20 protein-coding genes and 1 other annotated feature are annotated in these 19,113 nt (G+C 52.8%); of the genes, 6 read left to right on the top strand and 14 right to left on the bottom strand.

Annotation, left to right across the window (positions count from 1 at the left end; genetic code table 11):
- Positions 1-78 precede the first annotated feature (78 nt).
- The 6 genes from hemP (at position 79) to E6P06_RS13785 (ending at position 5,985) form a co-directional block, all read left to right on the top strand.
- Positions 79-267: a hemin uptake protein HemP gene (gene hemP / locus E6P06_RS13810; RefSeq protein ID WP_057064633.1), complete on the top strand. Its 189-nt coding sequence runs from the start codon at positions 79-81 to the stop codon at positions 265-267.
- A 74-nt stretch (positions 268-341) separates the two neighbouring features.
- Positions 342-2,324, top strand: a complete 1,983-nt coding sequence (locus tag E6P06_RS13805) for a TonB-dependent hemoglobin/transferrin/lactoferrin family receptor (protein ID WP_139935344.1) — start codon at positions 342-344, stop codon at positions 2,322-2,324.
- Between the two features lie 47 nt (positions 2,325-2,371).
- The gene (chuS, locus tag E6P06_RS13800; RefSeq protein ID WP_139935343.1) at positions 2,372-3,403 is read left to right on the top strand and encodes a hematinate-forming heme oxygenase ChuS; all 1,032 of its coding nucleotides are present in this window, start codon (positions 2,372-2,374) and stop codon (positions 3,401-3,403) included.
- A complete protein-coding gene (locus E6P06_RS13795; RefSeq protein WP_139935342.1) occupies positions 3,400-4,221 on the top strand; it encodes a hemin ABC transporter substrate-binding protein in 822 nt (273 codons plus the stop codon). Before chuS ends, E6P06_RS13795 begins: the two co-directional genes overlap by 4 nt.
- The gene (locus tag E6P06_RS13790; protein ID WP_061550014.1) at positions 4,221-5,213 is read left to right on the top strand and encodes an iron ABC transporter permease; all 993 of its coding nucleotides are present in this window, start codon (positions 4,221-4,223) and stop codon (positions 5,211-5,213) included. Before E6P06_RS13795 ends, E6P06_RS13790 begins: the two co-directional genes overlap by 1 nt.
- Complete coding sequence (locus E6P06_RS13785) at positions 5,206-5,985, top strand: heme ABC transporter ATP-binding protein (protein ID WP_058842631.1); 780 nt, start codon at positions 5,206-5,208, stop codon at positions 5,983-5,985. The genes E6P06_RS13790 and E6P06_RS13785 overlap by 8 nt, the downstream gene beginning before the upstream one ends.
- Here the strand turns inward: E6P06_RS13785 and selO are convergent.
- From selO to thrS, 14 genes are all read right to left on the bottom strand, one after another.
- Entirely contained in the window at positions 5,982-7,424 is a 1,443-nt protein-coding gene (selO, locus tag E6P06_RS13780) for a protein adenylyltransferase SelO (RefSeq protein WP_016150131.1), read from the bottom strand. The genes E6P06_RS13785 and selO overlap by 4 nt on opposite strands.
- Positions 7,425-7,485: 61 nt before the next feature.
- A complete protein-coding gene (locus E6P06_RS13775) occupies positions 7,486-8,199 on the bottom strand; it encodes an EAL domain-containing protein (RefSeq protein ID WP_003836643.1) in 714 nt (237 codons plus the stop codon).
- A gap of 316 nt (positions 8,200-8,515) precedes the next feature.
- Complete coding sequence (locus E6P06_RS13770; protein ID WP_003836644.1) at positions 8,516-8,980, bottom strand: NlpC/P60 family protein; 465 nt, start codon at positions 8,978-8,980, stop codon at positions 8,516-8,518.
- A 77-nt stretch (positions 8,981-9,057) separates the two neighbouring features.
- The gene (gene btuD / locus E6P06_RS13765) at positions 9,058-9,807 is read right to left on the bottom strand and encodes a vitamin B12 ABC transporter ATP-binding protein BtuD (RefSeq protein ID WP_003030567.1); all 750 of its coding nucleotides are present in this window, start codon (positions 9,805-9,807) and stop codon (positions 9,058-9,060) included.
- Complete coding sequence (locus tag E6P06_RS13760; protein ID WP_137348238.1) at positions 9,807-10,358, bottom strand: glutathione peroxidase; 552 nt, start codon at positions 10,356-10,358, stop codon at positions 9,807-9,809. The genes btuD and E6P06_RS13760 overlap by 1 nt, the downstream gene beginning before the upstream one ends.
- A gap of 60 nt (positions 10,359-10,418) precedes the next feature.
- Positions 10,419-11,399, bottom strand: a complete 981-nt coding sequence (btuC, locus tag E6P06_RS13755; protein WP_003832584.1) for a vitamin B12 ABC transporter permease BtuC — start codon at positions 11,397-11,399, stop codon at positions 10,419-10,421.
- Between the two features lie 153 nt (positions 11,400-11,552).
- Positions 11,553-11,852 carry an integration host factor subunit alpha gene (gene ihfA / locus E6P06_RS13750; RefSeq protein ID WP_003030571.1) on the bottom strand — a complete coding sequence of 100 codons (300 nt, stop codon included), beginning with the start codon at positions 11,850-11,852 and terminating at the stop codon, positions 11,553-11,555.
- Positions 11,853-11,856: 4 nt separating this feature from the next.
- Complete coding sequence (gene pheT, locus E6P06_RS13745; protein ID WP_003030574.1) at positions 11,857-14,244, bottom strand: phenylalanine--tRNA ligase subunit beta; 2,388 nt, start codon at positions 14,242-14,244, stop codon at positions 11,857-11,859.
- A gap of 15 nt (positions 14,245-14,259) precedes the next feature.
- The gene (gene pheS, locus E6P06_RS13740; RefSeq protein WP_003832580.1) at positions 14,260-15,243 is read right to left on the bottom strand and encodes a phenylalanine--tRNA ligase subunit alpha; all 984 of its coding nucleotides are present in this window, start codon (positions 15,241-15,243) and stop codon (positions 14,260-14,262) included.
- A 124-nt stretch (positions 15,244-15,367) separates the two neighbouring features.
- Positions 15,368-15,492 (bottom strand) — a sequence feature (Phe leader region).
- Positions 15,443-15,487 (bottom strand): pheST operon leader peptide PheM, encoded by a 45-nt coding sequence (gene pheM / locus E6P06_RS27750; RefSeq protein ID WP_001386830.1) that lies wholly within the window; start codon positions 15,485-15,487, stop codon positions 15,443-15,445. (Overlaps the previous feature by 45 nt.)
- Positions 15,493-15,612: 120 nt before the next feature.
- Positions 15,613-15,969 carry a 50S ribosomal protein L20 gene (gene rplT / locus E6P06_RS13730; RefSeq protein ID WP_003030578.1) on the bottom strand — a complete coding sequence of 119 codons (357 nt, stop codon included), beginning with the start codon at positions 15,967-15,969 and terminating at the stop codon, positions 15,613-15,615.
- A gap of 55 nt (positions 15,970-16,024) precedes the next feature.
- Positions 16,025-16,222 (bottom strand): 50S ribosomal protein L35, encoded by a 198-nt coding sequence (gene rpmI, locus E6P06_RS13725; protein ID WP_003030583.1) that lies wholly within the window; start codon positions 16,220-16,222, stop codon positions 16,025-16,027.
- A 96-nt stretch (positions 16,223-16,318) separates the two neighbouring features.
- Positions 16,319-16,861: a translation initiation factor IF-3 gene (gene infC, locus E6P06_RS13720; RefSeq protein WP_048997935.1), complete on the bottom strand. Its 543-nt coding sequence runs from the start codon at positions 16,859-16,861 to the stop codon at positions 16,319-16,321.
- 3 nt (positions 16,862-16,864) lie between these two features.
- On the bottom strand, positions 16,865-18,793 hold the full coding sequence (thrS, locus tag E6P06_RS13715) for a threonine--tRNA ligase (RefSeq protein ID WP_003832572.1): 1,929 nt from the start codon (positions 18,791-18,793) through the stop codon (positions 16,865-16,867).
- Positions 18,794-19,113: the final 320 nt, after the last annotated feature.

The following is a 19,113-nucleotide window of genomic DNA, read 5'->3' as shown; positions in this document are numbered from 1 at the left end:
CACAAAAACGCTTGCCGCAAATTTGCAGTTTGATGATAATGATTATCATTGTTACATTGATTGTTATTTTTAAACACTATGTCACGTATGGATAACACAACGGCTACGCCTGCAAAAGACACAACACCGCCTTCCGTCGCGCCAAACGAGCGACGAATTGACAGTAAAACCCTGCTGGGTAACGAAGGACGCGTGATCATAGAGCATGATGGTCAGCACTACCTGCTGCGCCAGACGCAAGCCGGAAAACTCATTCTGACTAAATAAACAACACATTTCGCCAGCCACCCAGGTCATACCCAGGCAGCCAGCGCTTTTCGATTTCCTAATGGAGAGTTGCTATGCCTTACCTGCACACCGCTTCCCTGCGCCCATCGCTGTTGGCGCTGGCGATTGTCAGTAACCTGCCCATCGTAGCCTATGCGGCGGTCGAGGATATGACCGTCACCGCCACCGGCAATGCCCGTAGTGCCTTTGAAGCGCCGATGATGGTCAGCGTGATTGATGCCACTGCCCCGGAAAACCAGACCGCCAGTTCGGCAGCCGATCTGTTGCGGACGGTTCCGGGTCTAACCCTCGATGGAACGGGTCGTACCAACGGCCAGGACGTGAATCTGCGCGGCTACGATCGACGTGGCGTTCTGGTACTGGTTGACGGCGTTCGTCAGGGAACTGACACCGGACACCTGAACAGCACCTTCCTCGACCCGGCGCTTATCAAACGTATCGAAGTCGTGCGTGGCCCTTCCGCACTACTGTACGGTAGCGGCGCGCTGGGCGGCGTGATCGCCTATGACACTGCGGATGCCAAAGATCTGCTGGAAGCCGGACAAAACAGCGGTTACCGCGTGTTCGGTACCGCGGCAACCGGCGATCACAGCCTCGGTATGGGCGCCAGCGCATTTGGGCGCACCGATACGCTGGACGGACTGCTTGCATGGTCGAGTCGCGATCGCGGTGATTTGCGCCAAAGCGACGGTGCTACAGCGCCAAACGATGAAGCGATCAACAATATGCTGGCGAAAGGTAGCTGGAAAATTGACAGCGCCCAGACGTTGGCCGGCTCGCTGCGATACTACAACAATGACGCCCGGGAACCTAAAAACCCGCAGACCAGTGCGGCGGATGCCAGCAACCCGATGACCAACCGTTCAACGATCCAGCGTGATGCGCAACTGACCTACTCGCTCGCTCCGGCAGACAATAACTGGCTGAACACGGATGCCCGTATCTACTGGTCCGAAGCGCGCATTAATGCTCAGAACGCAGATAACACTGGCGAATTTCGCAAGCAAACCACCAAAGGCGGGAAGATCGACAACCGCAGCCGCCTGTTTACCGACTCTTTTGCATCTCACCTGCTGACCTACGGCGGTGAGTACTATCGCCAGGAACAACAACCCGGTGGTTCAACCACCGGTTTCCCGGAGGCAAAGATCGATTTCAGCTCCGGTTGGCTACAGGATGAAATCACTCTGCGCGACCTGCCGGTTACGCTGCTGGGCGGTACCCGTTATGACTCTTATCGCGGCAGCAGCGACGGCTATGAAGATGTTGATGCTGACAAATGGTCGTCCCGCGCCGGACTCACCGTTACGCCAGCCGACTGGCTGATGCTGTTCGGTTCATACGCTCAGGCCTTCCGTGCGCCAACCATGGGCGAGATGTATAACGATGCGAAACACTTCTCGATTGGTCGTTTCTACACTAACTACTGGGTGCCAAACCCTAACCTGCGCCCGGAAACCAACGAAACCCAGGAATACGGATTTGGCCTGCGCTTTGACGATCTGCTGATGGCGAGCGATGCGCTCGAATTTAAAGCCAGCTATTTCGACACCAAAGCAAAAGATTACATCTCCACCAGTGTTGACTTCGCCGCTGCGACAACCATGTCCTATAACGTTCCCAATGCCAAAATCTGGGGCTGGGACGTGATGGCGAAATATACCGCCGACCTGTTCAGCCTCGACATGGCCTATAACCGCACACGCGGCAAAGATACTGACACAGGTGAATACATTTCCAGCATTAACCCCGACACCGTCACCAGCAAACTGAATGTGCCGGTTGCGCACAGCGGTTTCTCCGTAGGCTGGATTGGGACATTTGCTGACCGTTCAACGCATATCAGCAGCACCTACGCTAAACAGCCTGGCTATGCGGTAAACGATTTTTACGTGAGCTATCAGGGCCAACAAGCACTGAAAGGCATGACCACCACGCTGGTACTGGGCAACGCCTTCGACAAAGAGTACTGGTCGCCGCAAGGCATTCCGCAGGATGGTCGTAATGGCAAAATTTTCGTGAGTTATCAGTGGTAATCACTTTTCCCCGGTTCGCCGGGGCCGCAATCTGGAAGGAAGAGACAATGAATCATTACACACGCTGGCTGGAACTGAAGAAAGAAAATCCCGGCAAATACGCACGCGACATTGCAGGGTTGATGAATATTAGTGAAGCCGAACTGACCTTTGCGCGCGTCGGCCATGACGCCTGGCGCTTACGTGGCGAAGTCCGCGAAATTCTCGGCGCACTGGAAGCCGTAGGTGAAACCAAATGCATTTGCCGCAACGAATATGCGGTGCATGAACAGGTTGGCGCTTTTACCAATCAGCACCTGAACGGCCATGCCGGGCTAGTTCTTAATCCGCGTGCCCTCGACCTGCGCCTGTTCCTCAATCAGTGGGCAAGCGCTTTTCATATCAGTGAGACTACCGCCCACGGCGAGCGTCAGAGCATTCAATTCTTTGACCATCAGGGAGACGCACTGCTGAAGGTCTATACCACACAAAATACCTTCGTTGAGGAATGGGCGGCGTTGCTGACCCGTTTCATCTTTGCAGAAAACCCGCCGCTGGTGCTGCAACCCGTCAACAATTCTGTGCCTGCCGCCGTCACTGTCGACACACAGACTGTTGATCAAGAGTGGCGAGCGATGACCGATGTCCATCAGTTCTTCGGTCTGCTGAAACGCCACGATCTCACCCGCCAACAGGCGTTTAATCTGGTTGGCGACGACCTGGCCTGTAAGGTTTCTAATAGCGCACTGGCGCAATTGCTCGACACCGCGCGTCAGGATAGCAACGAAATTATGGTTTTTGTGGGTAATCGCGGCTGTGTACAGATATTTACCGGCGTGATTGAAAAACTGGTACCGATGAAAGGCTGGCTGAACATCTTCAACCCAACATTTACCCTGCATCTACTGGAAGAGAGCGTGGCGGAAACGTGGGTGACGCGTAAACCGACCGCCGATGGTCACGTCACCAGTCTGGAGCTGTTTGCTGCCGACGGCACGCAAATCGCCCAGCTGTATGGTCAACGTACGGAAGGCGAGCCGGAGCAGACACAATGGCGCGCACAGATTGACGCACTGACGCCGAAAGGACTGGCCGCATGAAAAAACTGCTGGCCCTGATCGCGCTGCTGCCCTTCGCGGCGCTGGCTGCGCCCGAGGAACGGGTTGTTGCGCTCGGTGGCGATGTCACCGAGATTGTCTACGCACTGGGAGCACAACCCTCCCTTGTGGCGAGAGACAGCACAAGCCAGTGGCCTGTTGCGGCAACCGCGTTACCTGATGTTGGTTATTTGCGCCAGCTCAACGCCGAAGGGATCCTGGCTACACGCCCTACGCTGGTCCTTGCCAGCGCGCAGGCACAGCCTTCTTTAGCACTAAAACAGCTTGAGCAGAGCAACGTCAAGGTTGTCACGATCCCAGCAAGCAACGATCTTAACGCGATTGATGAAAAAGTTCGGGTTATCGCTGCGGCTACTCATCGGGAGGCCGACGGCGAAACGCTGCGCGCAACGTTACGTCAGGAACTGGCGACGCTCCCGTCGTCTGAACTTAATAAACGTGTGCTGTTTATTCTCAATCATGGCGGGATGACCGCAATGGCGGCGGGCCAGCAAACCGCAGCCGATGCGGCGATTCGTGCCGCAGGTCTACGCAACGCGATGCAGGGCGTTAATCGCTATCAGCCGCTGTCACAAGAAGGCGTCATTGCCAGCCAGCCCGATCTGGTGGTGATTTCGCAGGACGGCGTTAAGGCGATGGGTGGCGAAGATAACCTGTGGGCGCTACCGGGGCTTGCGCAAACACCTGCCGGAAGGAATAAACAGGTATTGCAGATTGACGATATGGCGCTGTTGGGCTTCAGCGTTCGCACGCCACAGGCTATTTTGCAGCTTCGTGCTAAAGCGGAGCAATTGCCCTGATGTCCCGGCGGATCACCTGTTCGTTGTGGATGTTGGCATTGATGCTGGTTGCAATGACGGTTCTGGCTACCGGTTTTGGCGCGTTGCGCCTGCCGGTAAGTCTGCTCTGGCGTGATGGCGATGAGGCACTGCGTCAAATCTGGATCACGATTCGCCTTCCCCGCGTCCTGCTGGCGCTGGTGATTGGCGGTTCTCTGGCGCTCGCTGGCTGCGTGATGCAGGGACTGTTTCGCAATCCGCTTGCAGACCCTGGATTACTGGGAATAAGCAGCGGCGCCGCCTGCGCTGTGGCCCTGTGGGTGGTGCTGCCTGTCTCTTTGCCCGCGCTGATGATGTTGTATGCTCCAATGCTGGCCGCTTTTTTCGGCGCGCTAGCGGCAACCGTAGTGATTTTTATCCTCAGCCAACAGCGCGACGGTTCGCTCTCCCGCCTGCTGCTGGTCGGCATTGCCATCAACGCGCTCTGCGGGGCGGCGGTTGGCGTACTGTCGTGGGTCAGTAATGATGCGCAACTGCGCCAGCTGTCGCTATGGGGAATGGGAAGTCTGGGGGCCGCACAGTGGTCCACGCTGTTGGCTGTCACTTCGCTGACAATCCCGACAGTGCTGATCATCTGGCGACTTGCTCCGGCGCTGAATCTTCTGCAACTGGGTGAGGAAGAGGCGCATTATCTCGGCGTTGATGTACGTACAATCCAGCGTATTTTGCTGCTTTGTAGCGCATTACTGGTTGCCTCAGCCGTGGCGGTAAGCGGCGTGATTGGCTTTATCGGGTTGGTAATCCCACATTTAATACGTATGTGGCTCGGCTCAGACCATCGGGCCGTTATTCCGGGTTCCGTGCTGGCGGGCGCGTTTTTATTGCTGATTGCCGACACCCTGGCTCGTACGGCGGTTGCGCCTGCGGAGATGCCGGTCGGTCTGTTGACCAGTCTTCTCGGCGCACCGTGGTTTTTATGGCTTATTTTTCGTCAGCGAGGAGCGCATGGCTGAACATTTCATCGCTGAAGGGCTTCACTATCACGTAGCTGGCAGAGCGGTGATTGACGACGTATCGCTCGCCCTTACAAAAGGTGAACTGGTTGCACTCATCGGCCCAAACGGTGCGGGGAAATCCACCCTGCTGCGCCTGCTGACCGGTTTTCTCAAACCAGCAACCGGGCGCTGCGTGCTGGCGGACAAACCGTTGCATGAATGGTCTACCCAGACCCTGTCGCGGCATCGGGCAGTGATGCGCCAGCAAACACTGCTGGGATTCGACTGGCCGGTAGAGGCTGTCATCGCGATGGGCCGCGCGCCGTGGACCCAACAGCAGGAGCCCCGGCTTATCGCTCAGGTGATGGAAATGACCGGATGCACACCGTTGGCGGGTCGGCAATACGCCGCGCTTTCCGGCGGCGAGCAACAGCGAGTACAGTTAGCCCGTGCGCTGGCACAACTCTGGTGCGACGGTGCGCCTCGCGGTTGGTTATTCCTTGATGAACCGACCTCCGCGCTGGATCTTTACCACCAGCAGCATCTGTTGCGCATGCTAAAAACGCTTACCTCTTCGGGAGAGCTGCATGTGTGCATTGTGCTTCACGATCTGAACCTCGCCGCACTGTGGGCAGACAGAATAGTGCTGCTGCACAACGGCAGGCTGGTATCGCAGGGAACACCGGAAACTGTGTTACAGGCCGATGACCTGAAGCGCTGGTACGGTGCTCAGGTACACGTTGGCCAGCATCCGGCCAACGCCTCCCCGCAGGTATTTCTGGCCCCTTAGCTTGAACAACTCACTTCCAGCCGTTTGCCCCAGTCAGGTGGACGGCTGACATAGTCATCATCACGATCGGCAAACGGGGTACGCAACGCCTGGTGCAACCGATGCAGCTCGGCGTAATCCCCCTGCTCTGCCTGACTAATCGCCCGTTGCGCCAGCCAGTTACGTAATACCATCGCCGGGTTAGCCGCCTTCATCTGTGTTTGTCTGGCAGCATCGGCAATATTGTCTTGCTGAAGACGCGAGCGATACCGCGTGAACCAGTCGTCAAACGCTGCGCGGTCGATAAACTCATCGCGCAACGGAGATTGCGCACTGTGTTGTTCCGTTTGGCTGAGCATGCGAAACGTTCGCGTATAGTCGCTTCTTTCCCGCGACATCAGACTAAACAGCTCGCTAAGCAGTTCGTTATCGTCTTTCTGCTCGCTAAAGAAGCCGAGCTTTTGCCGCATCCGCTGACCGTAGCGAGTTAACAGCGCCAGCTGGTAACTGTCCAGCGCATCATTGAGCGCCTCGACCGGGATAAACGGCGACAGGGTTTGCGCCAGACGTTGCAGGTTCCACAACGCGGCGGCCGGTTGATTATCGAAACTGTATCGCCCCTGGTTGTCAGAGTGATTGCAGATATAATCGGGCACGTAATCATCAAGAAAACCGAATGGACCGTAATCCATCGTCAGACCCAGAATCGACATGTTGTCCGTATTCATAACACCATGCGCAAACCCTACCGCTTGCCAGTCAGCGATTAACGTCGCAGTACGCGTGACAACATCGTTAAACCACAGCTGATATTTATCGGCGTCTTCCTGCCATTGCGGCCAGTAATGGCGAATCGCAAAGTCAGCCAACTGGCGCACTTTTTCCGGCTCCCGGCGATAGTAAAAATGCTCAAAATGGCCAAACCGCATATGGCTTTGCGCCACGCGGATAAGCATCGCTCCCGCTTCGACCGTTTCGCGATACACCGGCGTGTCGCTGGTGACAATCGACAATGCCCGCGTGGTCGGTATTCCCAGGTAGTGCATCGCTTCGCTAGCAAGGCTTTCGCGAATGGTCGAGCGCAGCACGGCGCGCCCATCCCCCATGCGGGAATACGGTGTGAGTCCGGCGCCTTTCAGGTGCCAGTCAAACGTTGAACCATCCGCGAGCTGTTGTTCGCCCAGCAGGATCCCACGTCCGTCGCCAAGCTGACCTGCCCAGACGCCGAACTGATGCCCACTATAAACCTGGGCTAAAGGCGACATCCCGGGAAGCAGCGATTCGCCTCCCCAAACGCCCGCACCAGTTGAAATATCAAATAGCGCCGCAGGAATAGCTAATTGCTCCGCCAGCGCATCGTTATGCCAGATAAGGCGCGCATTTTTCAAAGGGGTGGGTGAAAGCGCGGTATAAGTTGCTGGTAGTTCATCACGCCAGCGAGTGGTAAAAGACAGGGTCATAGGGCCTCCTGCCTCTAGTGTAGACTGTTAATAGCCTGTTAAACACCAGCAAATAAAAGGGTTATATCTTAGCAAGCGAAATTATCTGCGCAGGAGGCACTGCAGGCCACAATCCTCCCTGCATGGCACTGAATCCCACAGGCAAAACACGCTCCAGCATCTCTTGTGTATCAATTCCGCTAATGATTATTGACTCACAACTGGGAGATAGTTGCGCCAGAATAGCCCGCATAAACGGTTCAAACGAAATATGTGCAATCCTTTGTTGAACAAAGTTTTTATCCAGAACGACGCGTTTGAACAGACCGTCAAAAATTGCCCGGGTTGATATACCGCCAGCACCATAGTTTGTCAGGACTAATGGAAATCGCGCAGCAAGTGCGGCCAATGTTGGATTATCTTTACCTTTGTTTAACTCCGGATAGCTTTCATTAATAGTCAGCTCCAGAAATGAAAATCGTTCAACTTGTGAAGCAAGTTCAGTATCTGATAATAAAGTATTAGCAATTGCTGGCGTTAAATTAATCCAGGCAAATACTTTTCGCTGAATAAAAAAATGTTGGCACGTTTCGATTAATTCTAGTTTTTCTACAAATAAACGACATTGTTCGTCGTCTGACATCCGAGGTAGGACCAGCTCGGTGGGTATACGCACATCCCCATGTGCACTGGCGAAATTGGTGATGATGTCGACGAATTCAAGATCGCCTTTTTCGCTTCTCGCAGGAAGAAAAGAGAACTCAGAATGGTAAAGATTATCCAGTGAAACAATCATCGTGCCAGCCCCGCTGCATGGGTGTTATCCGGCATCCTGTAGCAAAGGATGAAGAAATACGTTACTGCTGATGCAAGTAGAGGCCCTTTCATTTTTCCCTTTTTAGCCGGTAAATCGAATCCTTTTTTTTAGCTTATCCTGATTATAAGCGAATATCCAGCTTTGCACTTTTTAATATCTCGGAATAAATCATATTTTTAGCAAGATACGCTCTTAATGTTCATGGGTATTGTCTAACCAAAAGCAGAAATAAAAGTTAACTTTCAAACGGTGATGTCGAGGCTGCCACTCGATGGCAGCCTCGGAGTTGTGGGGATTAAATACGTCGCGCCTGCCAAAAGTTTTTACGCCAGTAAACGTTATCCAGAGACGAGCGCATCACTCCACGGCTGGTTGAAGCATGAATAAATTGATTATTGGTATCGTAAATACCGACATGCAGACCGCTTTCCCCAGACCCGGTTTTAAAGAAAACCAGATCGCCGGGCAGCAAATCGTCTTTATCAATTTCGGTACCAATCTTTGATTGCGTACGCGTATCGCGTGGGAGTTGCAGATCGAATTTATCGCGCATCGTCATCAAAACAAATCCAGAACAATCCACCCCGCTACGACTCATACCACCATAACGATAGGGTGTACCATGCCAGGTTTGTAGCTGATCATTAAGACCGGCGATAACGGCGATTGAATCCGACAAGCGGGCATTTGGCGCAGGCGCACGATGGCTGCTGCAGCCCGCCAAAAACAATGCTGTGATTAAAAGGAGCCAAAAGCGCATTCAGTACGAATCCTCTGAATTTTATTTTTATACCAATTTAGCGTGGAAATTATATGATTTTCAAGAACCCATTTAACTTAAGTGGTTGATATGAGCATTCTGTGCCCTTCAATATCCAAACGTCGGAAGTTGACGCCATAGGCCGCAGACAGATTGGCCGGCGTCAGTACCGCATCTCGAGAACCACTGGCAAGCAGTTTCCCGCGTTTGAGTAGCCAGGCTTTATGCGCATGGCGTAAGGTGTGATTAAGGTCGTGACTGCTCATCACAATCGCTATGCCCTGCAAACACAGCTGACTCAACAATCGATCCAGTGCGTTTTGTTGCGCGACGTCCAGACTGTTCATCGGCTCATCCAGGAGTAAAAGCTGACCTAATGGATTCGCTTGTGGGCAAATCTGCAGGATAACCGCAGCCAGGCGCACACGCTGCCACTCACCGCCGGAGAGTTGGTTCACGCCGCGCCCCAGTTTATCTCCCAGGCCGAGCGCATCGGCGACCTCCTGTAACAGATCGGTACGTGCTTTGTCGGGTTGATGCAGCGTCAGAAAATGCCAGACCGGCATCGCAAACGGCGGATTTTGCTGTTGCGCAAGATAGGCACGATATTGCGCCAGCCTGGCAGCCGGCCATTCCTCCAACGGCATATCACCAAAAGTGATGCTGCCCTCTCCGTTCGTCAGACCCGCCATACGCGCCAACAGCGTACTTTTTCCGGCACCGTTTGGTCCCACTAAATGCAGGATCTCTCCTGCTTTTATCTCACCAGAAAGCGGGCCAAGACGGGTCGATTCCGCGACGTCCTGTAGCTGCATCAATCGAGACATTAGTTTGCCAGCGCCTGCTTGATGGTTTGCACCAGAATGGGATCCTCAGGCGTCATATCCGGTGAGAATCGTTGCAGCACTTTTCCATCGCGACCCACTAAAAACTTCTCGAAATTCCACAGAATATCGTCCGGGTAGAGCGGCGCACGACCTTTGCTCGCCATTCGCTCATAGAACCCACTGTCCGCAGGTGCAACGGCCGTTGGTGCGGAATCAATCAGCTTCTGATACAGCGGATGGCGTCCCTCGCCGTTGACGTCAATTTTGCTGAACATCGGGAAAGTTACGCCCCAGGTGGTACTGCAGTACGTTTTTATTTCCTCTTCGCTGCCCGGCTCCTGGCCCAGAAACTGATTGCAAGGGAAACCAAGAACGCTGAAGCCCTGTTGGTGCCAGGTTTTCTGCAGATTCTCCAGTTGCTCGTACTGCGGCGTCAGTCCACATTTTGAAGCAACGTTGACGATTAACAGCACATTTCCGGAATACGGCTGCAGTGAGGTAACCTCGCCGTCGATGGTCGTCACTTCTGTATCAAGGATAGTGTTTTGCATAGCATCTCCAGAACAACAGGTGGATTTTCAGTGTTTAATCATAGACCGAACCAACGCGTTCTAGCGCGCGGCTTTTAACAATAGCCAGATAAATACCGGTGCGCCCATGGTGGCCGTCACCACGCCGATAGGTAACTCAGCCGAGGCCAGCACCAGACGCGCGACAACATCAGCAAACAGTAATGCGATTGCACCAGCCAACGCACAACCTGGCAATAAAACACGGTGATCGGTGAGGCCGCACAGTCGCAAAATATGCGGGATCACAAGCCCAATAAAACCAATCGCCCCTGCCAGAGCCACGCTCACGCCGACCATCCAGCCCGTGGCGACCACCAGCAGGTTGCGCCAGAACCATAGTGGCAGCCCCAGCTGACGAGCAGACGTCTCTCCTAATGCCAGCATATTCATCGGCTGCGACTGACAGCAGATCCACACCAGTACCGGAATCAACGCCACCATGAGCCAGGCCTGATGCCAGTCTACGCCACCGAAGCCCCCCATCATCCAGTACATCAGCTGTCGTAAGTCAAATGATGTGGAGAAGTAGATGGCCCATGTCATCAGCGCGCTACAGATAATCCCCAGCGCCACCCCTGCCAGCAGCAGACGGCTGGTAGACAAATGGCGGCGGGCGAAACGTAGCAGTATGAGCGTGATAATCAGCGCCCCGGCAATGGCGCAAAGGCCCAATGCCCAGCCGGGAAGTTGCCCCTGACCCAGCAGCACCGCCGCGATGAGCCCGACTCCCGCGCCGTTAGACACGCCTAATAATCCCGGCTCGGCGAGCGGATTTTCAAAGAGAGCTTGCATCACTGCGCCTGATAAGGCCAACGCAGCGCCTACCAGCAAAACGGCAAGGGTACGGGGAAGTCGGATTTGCCAGACGAACAGATCGCCGCGGGCGCTGAACCAGTCGCCGGGAGCGATCCATTGTTCTCCTGCGCACAAGCTTAGAATCGTTGCCAGTAGCATAAGTACTGACAGTGACAGTATCCAGCGCACGTTTCGACGCTGCTGTTGATGGGCGAAAGTCAGCATGTTTTCCATTCTGCTGAAAAGAGATGAAGGTGATTCTACGGTGCTGATTCGGTAGTGAAAAGGAAAAAGGCCGCAGAGCGGCCTTTTTAGTTATATATCATGGTTTGCGCTGCCGCTTTGATGGCAGAGCAAGTGACTTAACTGATCGTTAAATCACTCTTCTTTGGGCGTTGCGTTTTCGACCCGGCTTTTTAACTTCTGTCCGGGTCTGAAGGTCACCACGCGCCGTGCTGTAATGGGAATATCTTCGCCCGTTTTCGGGTTACGGCCCGGACGTTGATTCTTATCACGCAGATCGAAGTTACCAAAACCAGAGAGTTTTACCTGCTCACCATTTTCCAGAGCACGACGGATCTCTTCGAAAAACAGCTCGACCAGTTCTTTGGCATCCCGCTTGCTAAGCCCAAGCTTATCAAACAGATATTCTGACATTTCAGCTTTTGTAAGCGCCATAGGTTCAATCCCTCAATGATGCCTGGAATCGCTCTTTTAATGCCTCTACACATTTGGCGACGGTAGCGGCAATCTCCTCTTCTTCAAGTGTACGGCTGGTATCCTGAAGGATCAGGCTGATAGCGAGGCTCTTATAACCCTCCGCAACACCCTTACCGCGGTACACGTCAAATAAGTTTACGCCAACTACCTGATTTACGCCAACTTTCTTACACTCGGATAAAATATCCGCAGCGGGAACGTTTTCGGCCACAACAACCGCGATGTCGCGACGGTTCGCCGGGAAGCGAGAAACTTCACGCGCCTGAGGCACCACGCGGTCTGCGAGCTTATTCCACTCCAGTTCAAACACCAGAGTGCGACCGTTCAGATCCAGTTTACGTTCCAGTTCAGGATGAACAACCCCAATGAAACCAATACGTTCACCTTTCAGATAAATCGCCGCAGACTGACCCGGATGCAGTGCTGGATTCGCTTCAGCTTTGAACTGAATGTCTGCCAGTTTGCCGGTCAGGTCGAGAACCGCTTCCAGATCGCCTTTCAGATCATAGAAATCAACGGTCTCTTTTGCCAGATTCCAGTGTTCATCATGACGGTTACCGCAGATCACGCCCGCCAGCATCAGATCCTGACGGATCCCGAGATTGGCCTGTGTATCCGGTACGAAACGTAAACCCGTTTCAAAAATACGTACGCGGTTCTGCTGACGGTTCTGGTTATACACTACCGTAGACAGCAAGCCGGTCCACAGGGACAAACGCATAGCCGACATATCAATAGAAATTGGGCTTGGCAGCAGCAGCGCTTCTTCACCCGGGTGCAGCAGCGACTGGACTTTCGGGTCGACGAAGCTGTAGGTAATTACTTCCTGGTAGCCTTTGTCATTCAGCATGGTTTTTACACGTTTCAGCGACAAATCCGCTTCACGATGCGTACCCATGATAAGACCCGCCTGAATCGGCGTGTTCGGGATATTGTCATAACCGTATACGCGGGCGACTTCTTCGACCAGGTCTTCTTCGATTTCCATATCGAAACGCCAGCTCGGCGCGACCGCTTTCCACTCATCCTGCCCTTCCGTCACGTCACAACCCAGACGACGCAGAATGTCGCTCACCTGCTCATCCGCAATATGGTGTCCGATCAGACGATCCAGTTTGCTACGACGAAGCGTAATGGTTGCGCGTTTTGGCAGCGTGTCTTCGTTCGTCACGTCAATGACTGGACCCGCTTCGCCGCCGCAGATATCGATCAGCAGGCGCGTTGCACGTTCCATGGCCTTATGTTGCAGAGCCGGATCAACACCACGCTCATAGCGGTGAGAAGCATCGGTGTGCAGACCGTGACGACGTGCGCGACCGGTAATAGACAGCGGGCTGAAGAATGCACATTCCAGCAGGACGTTTTGCGTTTCATCATTCACGCCGGAATGTTCGCCACCAAAGATGCCGCCCATCGCCAGCGCTTTGTTATGGTCCGCAATCACCAGCGTATCCGCATTCAGCTTCGCTTCGCTGCCATCCAGCAATACCAGGGTCTCACCCTCTTTTGCCATACGGACAACAATTCCGCCTTCAATGCGGTCTTTGTCGAATGCGTGCATCGGCTGGCCCAGTTCGAGCAGCACATAGTTAGTCACGTCAACCACGGCATCGATTGAACGAATACCGCAACGACGCAGTTTTTCTTTCATCCACAGCGGGGTCGGCGCTTTAACATTGATGCCTTTAACCACGCGGCCCAGATAGCGTGGACAGGCTTCCACGGCTTCAACCTGAATCGGCAGGACGTCGCTAATGGTTGCCGCTACAGGCGCGATTTCCGGCTCAACCAGCGGAGCTTTGTTCAGCACAGCAACATCACGTGCGACACCGATAATGCCTAAGCAGTCGGCGCGGTTCGGCGTGACGCTGATTTCGATAGTGTTGTCGTCAAGCTTCAGGTATTCACGGATATCGGTGCCAATTGGCGCATCGGCCGGCAGTTCGATAATCCCGTTATGATCGTCGGAAATACCCAGCTCAGAGAATGAGCACAGCATACCTTCAGACGGCTCACCGCGCAGTTTCGCGGCTTTGATTTTGAAATCGCCCGGCAGAACGGCACCAACGGTTGCCACAGCCACTTTCAACCCCTGACGGCAGTTTGGCGCACCGCAGACGATATCCAGCAGACGGTCACCGCCTACATTCACTTTGGTGACACGCAGTTTGTCAGCGTTCGGGTGCTGGCCACATTCAACCACTTCACCCACCACAACGCCGTTGAACGCACCGGAAACAGGTTCCACACCGTCAACTTCCAGACCCGCCATTGTGATTTGGTTTGACAGAGCATCGCTATCAATCGCCGGGTTTACCCATTCGCGTAACCACAGTTCACTGAATTTCATTGTTTTATCCTGCCTTTATTTAAACTGTTTGAGGAAACGCAGATCGTTTTCGAAGAAAGAACGCAGATCGGTAACACCGTAACGCAGCATGGTCAGACGCTCCATCCCCATACCAAATGCAAAGCCCGAGTAGATTTCCGGATCGATGCCAACATTACGCAGCACGTTCGGGTGAACCATCCCGCAACCCAGTACTTCCAGCCACTTACCGTTTTTGCCCATCACGTCTACTTCCGCAGAAGGTTCAGTGAACGGGAAGTAGGAAGGACGGAAACGAACCTGCAGGTCTTCTTCAAAGAAGTTGCGCAGGAAATCGTGCAGCGTGCCTTTCAGGTTGGTGAAGTTGATGTTGGTATCAACAATCAGCCCTTCCATCTGATGGAACATCGGGGTGTGAGTCTGATCGTAATCGTTACGATATACACGGCCCGGGGCGATAATACGGATCGGCGGCTGTTTTTCCTTCATGGTGCGGATCTGCACGCCGGAAGTCTGCGTACGCAGCAAACGCGTCGCGTCAAACCAGAAAGTGTCGTGGTCAGCGCGCGCCGGATGATGGCCAGGAATGTTCAGCGCATCGAAGTTATGATAGTCATCTTCGATTTCCGGACCAGTCGCCACGGTAAAGCCCAGCTCACCAAAGAAACTTTCAATCCTGTCAATTGTACGCGTTACAGGATGCAGACCGCCGTTTTCGATACGACGCCCTGGCAGGGAGATATCGATAGTTTCTTCTGCCAGACGAGCATTCAGGGCAGCACTTTCTAATTCGGCCTTACGCGCGTTCAGCGCTTGCTGCACCTGTTCTTTGGCTTCGTTTATCACCGCACCTGCTGCCGGGCGCTCTTCTGGCGGCAGTTCGCGCAGGGTTGTCATCTGAAGGGTCAGGTGCCCTTTCTTGCCCAAATATTCGACGCGGACATTGTCTAACGCGGCAACATCTGAAGCCTGGTTAATGGCGGCCGTTGCACTGGCAACCAGCTCTGCGAGATGTGACATGGTTTTCCTCGTTATGTTGCGATATTCACTAGTCGCTCATATATACGCAAAATCATTCAAGTTGTATCAACGCAGCAAAAGAGCGAATGCAGCCAATACAGAGACAACTTGAAGGATGACGCGTATAAAAAAAGCCTCCACCAGGGAGGCTTTTAGGCGCTGTTTTCCGTTTCTTCTTTCACGCGCAAGCCTCCTGATTTCAGGTGCTAAAGTAAAAGAAGAAGCGGAAAATAGCAGCATTCATGCTTGCGTTACCTTGTGTGGTAAAAACCGGACAACCTTTATTGAAAAGGCTTACGGATAAATTGTCAACTAATTGATTGTACTGCAAATAAAAGAGAGGGAGCCAGGCTCCCTCTTTTCACCGGCTTATGCCAGAGCTGCTTTCGCTTTTTCGACCAGAGCGGTGAACGCTACTTTGTCGAATACTGCGATGTCAGCCAGGATCTTACGGTCGATTTCAACAGAGGCTTTTTTCAGGCCGTTGATGAATTTGCTGTAAGAAATACCGTTCTGACGTGCTGCTGCGTTGATACGCGCAATCCACAGTTGACGGAACTGACGCTTTTTCTGACGACGGTCACGATAAGCGTACTGACCAGCTTTGATAACAGCCTGGAAGGCAACGCGGTATACGCGAGAACGCGCACCGTAGTAGCCTTTAGCTTGTTTCAAAATTTTCTTGTGACGTGCACGGGCAACTACACCACGTTTTACGCGAGCCATATGTGCTCTCCTGTATCTATATTCTTAGTAAAAAAATGAATTAAACGTTAACGGCTTATGCGTACGGCAGGCACGCGATAACCAGACCCAGATCGCCTTTAGACACGAGGCCTTTTGGACGCAGGTGACGTTTACGCTTAGTAGATTTTTTGGTCAGAATATGACGCAGGTTTGCGTGCTTACGCTTAAATCCACCACCACCGGTTTTTTTGAAACGCTTAGCAGCACCGCGTACGGTCTTAATTTTTGGCATTTTAATAACTTCCACTTCGCATTGTTAATAAACGAAACGTAGGCGAACAACGGCTGTGGAACCCGTAGGCTCCACAGACATTGCTACTTGAAGGCCTTACTGTTTCTTCTTAGGAGCGAGCACCATGATCATCTGGCGGCCTTCGATCTTCGTAGGGAAGGATTCGACTACTGCCAGTTCACTCAGATCGTCACGGACGCGGTTGAGCACTTCCATACCGATCTGTTGGTGGGCCATCTCACGACCGCGAAAACGCAGCGTGATCTTAGCCTTATCGCCATCTTCCAGAAAGCGTACCAGGCTGCGGAGTTTTACCTGGTAATCGCCATCGTCGGTGCCAGGACGGAATTTAATTTCCTTAACCTGGATAACTTTTTGCTTTTTCTTCTGTTCCTTAGAAGACTTACTCTTTTCATAAAGGAACTTGCCGTAGTCCATAATACGACAAACTGGCGGTTCGGCGTTAGGGCTGATTTCAACTAAATCTACTCCAGCTTCTTCAGCTTTTTCGATCGCTTCTCTCAGACTCACAATACCCAAAGCTTCGCCTTCCAGACCTGTTAAGCGAACTTCCAGGGCGCGAATCTCGCCATTGATACGATTCGGACGTGCCGTTTGAACTCGTTTTCCGCCTTTAATACCTTATTCCTCCAGTTGTTGAAGACTGCGGCTGCGAATCTCTTGTTGCAGCTTCTCAATCACTTCATTTACGTCCAGGCTGCCCAAGTCTTTGCCACGACGGGTGCGCACGGCAACTTTGCCTGCTTCTACCTCTTTGTCGCCACAGACCAACATGTAAGGGACACGACGTAAAGTGTGCTCGCGGATTTTAAAGCCAATCTTCTCATTTCTCAAGTCTGCTTTTACACGAATACCCGCATTTTGTAGTTTCTGCGTTAATTCGTTAACGTATTCAGACTGAGAATCAGTGATGTTCATGACCACAACCTGAACCGGCGCAAGCCAGGTCGGGAAGAAGCCAGCGAACTCTTCGGTCAGGATACCGATGAAACGTTCCATCGACCCAAGAATTGCACGGTGAATCATAACCGGCACCTGACGTTCGTTGTTTTCGCCAACGTAAGAGGCGCTTAAACGGGACGGCAGGGAGAAGTCCAGCTGTACAGTACCGCACTGCCATGCACGATCGAGGCAGTCATACAGGGTAAATTCAATTTTCGGACCGTAGAACGCGCCCTCACCCAGTTGGAACTCAAACGGGATGTTGTTTTCTTCCAGCGCAACGGCCAGGTCAGCTTCAGCACGGTCCCACATTTCATCGCTACCGATACGTTTTTCGGGGCGAGTGGACAGTTTGACGACGATTTTCTCGAAGCCAAAGGTGCTGTACATATCGTAGACCATACGAATGCACGCGTTAACTTCATCACGAATCTGCTCTTCAGTACAGAAGATATGCGCATCATCTTGAGTGAAGCCACGAACACGCATCAGGCCATGCAGCGCACCTGACGGTTCATTACGGTGGCAGCTACCAAACTCAGCCATACGCAGCGGCAGATCTCGATAGGATTTCAGACCCTGATTAAAGATCTGTACGTGGCCAGGGCAGTTCATTGGCTTAATGCAGTATTCACGGTTCTCAGAAGAGGTGGTGAACATCGCATCTTTGTAGTTGTCCCAGTGACCTGTTTTTTCCCACAGCACGCGGTCCATCATGAACGGACCTTTCACTTCCTGATACTGGTATTCTTTCAGTTTTGAGCGAACAAAGACTTCCAGTTCACGGAAGATAGTCCAGCCATCGTTGTGCCAGAACACCATACCCGGCGCTTCTTCCTGCATGTGATACAGGTCAAGCTGCTTGCCGATTTTACGGTGGTCGCGTTTGGCCGCTTCTTCCAGACGTTGCAGGTAGGCATTCAGGGCTTTTTTATCTGCCCATGCAGTACCATAAATACGCTGCAGCATCTTGTTATTGCTGTCGCCACGCCAGTATGCCCCTGCGGTCTTCATCAATTTGAAGTGATGGCAGAAACGCATATTCGGCACGTGCGGGCCACGGCACATATCGACATATTCTTCATGATGGTACAAGCCAGGCTTGTCATCATGGGCAATGTTTTCATCAAGAATGGAGACTTTATAGGTCTCGCCACGCTTCACGAAGGTTTCACGCGCTTCGTACCAGCTGACTTTCTTCTTAATGACATCGTAGTTTTTCTCAGCGAGCTCGTGCATCCGCTTCTCAAGCGCGTCGACGTCTTCCTGGGTTAACGTACGGTCAAGATCGATATCGTAGTAAAAACCGTTATCAACAACCGGTCCGATCGCCATTTTGGTGTGCGGCCAGAGTTGTTTGATCGCGTGCCCTAACAGGTGCGCACAGGAGTGACGAATGATCTCCAGACCTTCTTCATCCTTCGCGGTGATGATGGAGAGCTTCGCATCATGCTCAATCAGATCGGAAGCATCTACCAGCTCACCGTCAACACGGCCAGCAATAGTGGCTTTCGCCAGGCCTGGACCGATGTCCAGCGCAACATCCATGGGGCTTACAGCGTGGTCGTAATGGCGTTGGCTGCCATCAGGAAGAGTAATAACAGGCATGTTATATCCTTATTTGCAGTGGTGACCCACACGTAAGATCACATACAAAGAGAAAATTTATTTGTTTACAATAAGTTGTGCAACCATCTAACCAACAATCGCTAAATTGGTACACAATCTGGTACACAAATGAAAAACTGACATCTTCAGTCCCTCACCCGGTAAAATGATGGTAACACTAAAAAAGTGGTGATTGCACCACTCTGTTTCACATTGATTCAAATTGTCTTGCAACAATGGATGCGATCGACTAAGTGAGAGCAGCACAAAGCCTTGCAAACCGATGCAAAGATTTGTGTGTCCCGTTTTTGTCTCATGCC

Origin of the sequence: Citrobacter sp. CF971 (genome assembly GCF_006385635.1) — a bacterium.
In the GTDB taxonomy this organism is placed as follows: Bacteria; Pseudomonadota; Gammaproteobacteria; order Enterobacterales; family Enterobacteriaceae; genus Citrobacter; species Citrobacter freundii.
The sequence above is the reverse complement of the archived record's forward strand: the minus strand, read 5'-3'. Positions and strand labels throughout refer to the sequence as shown.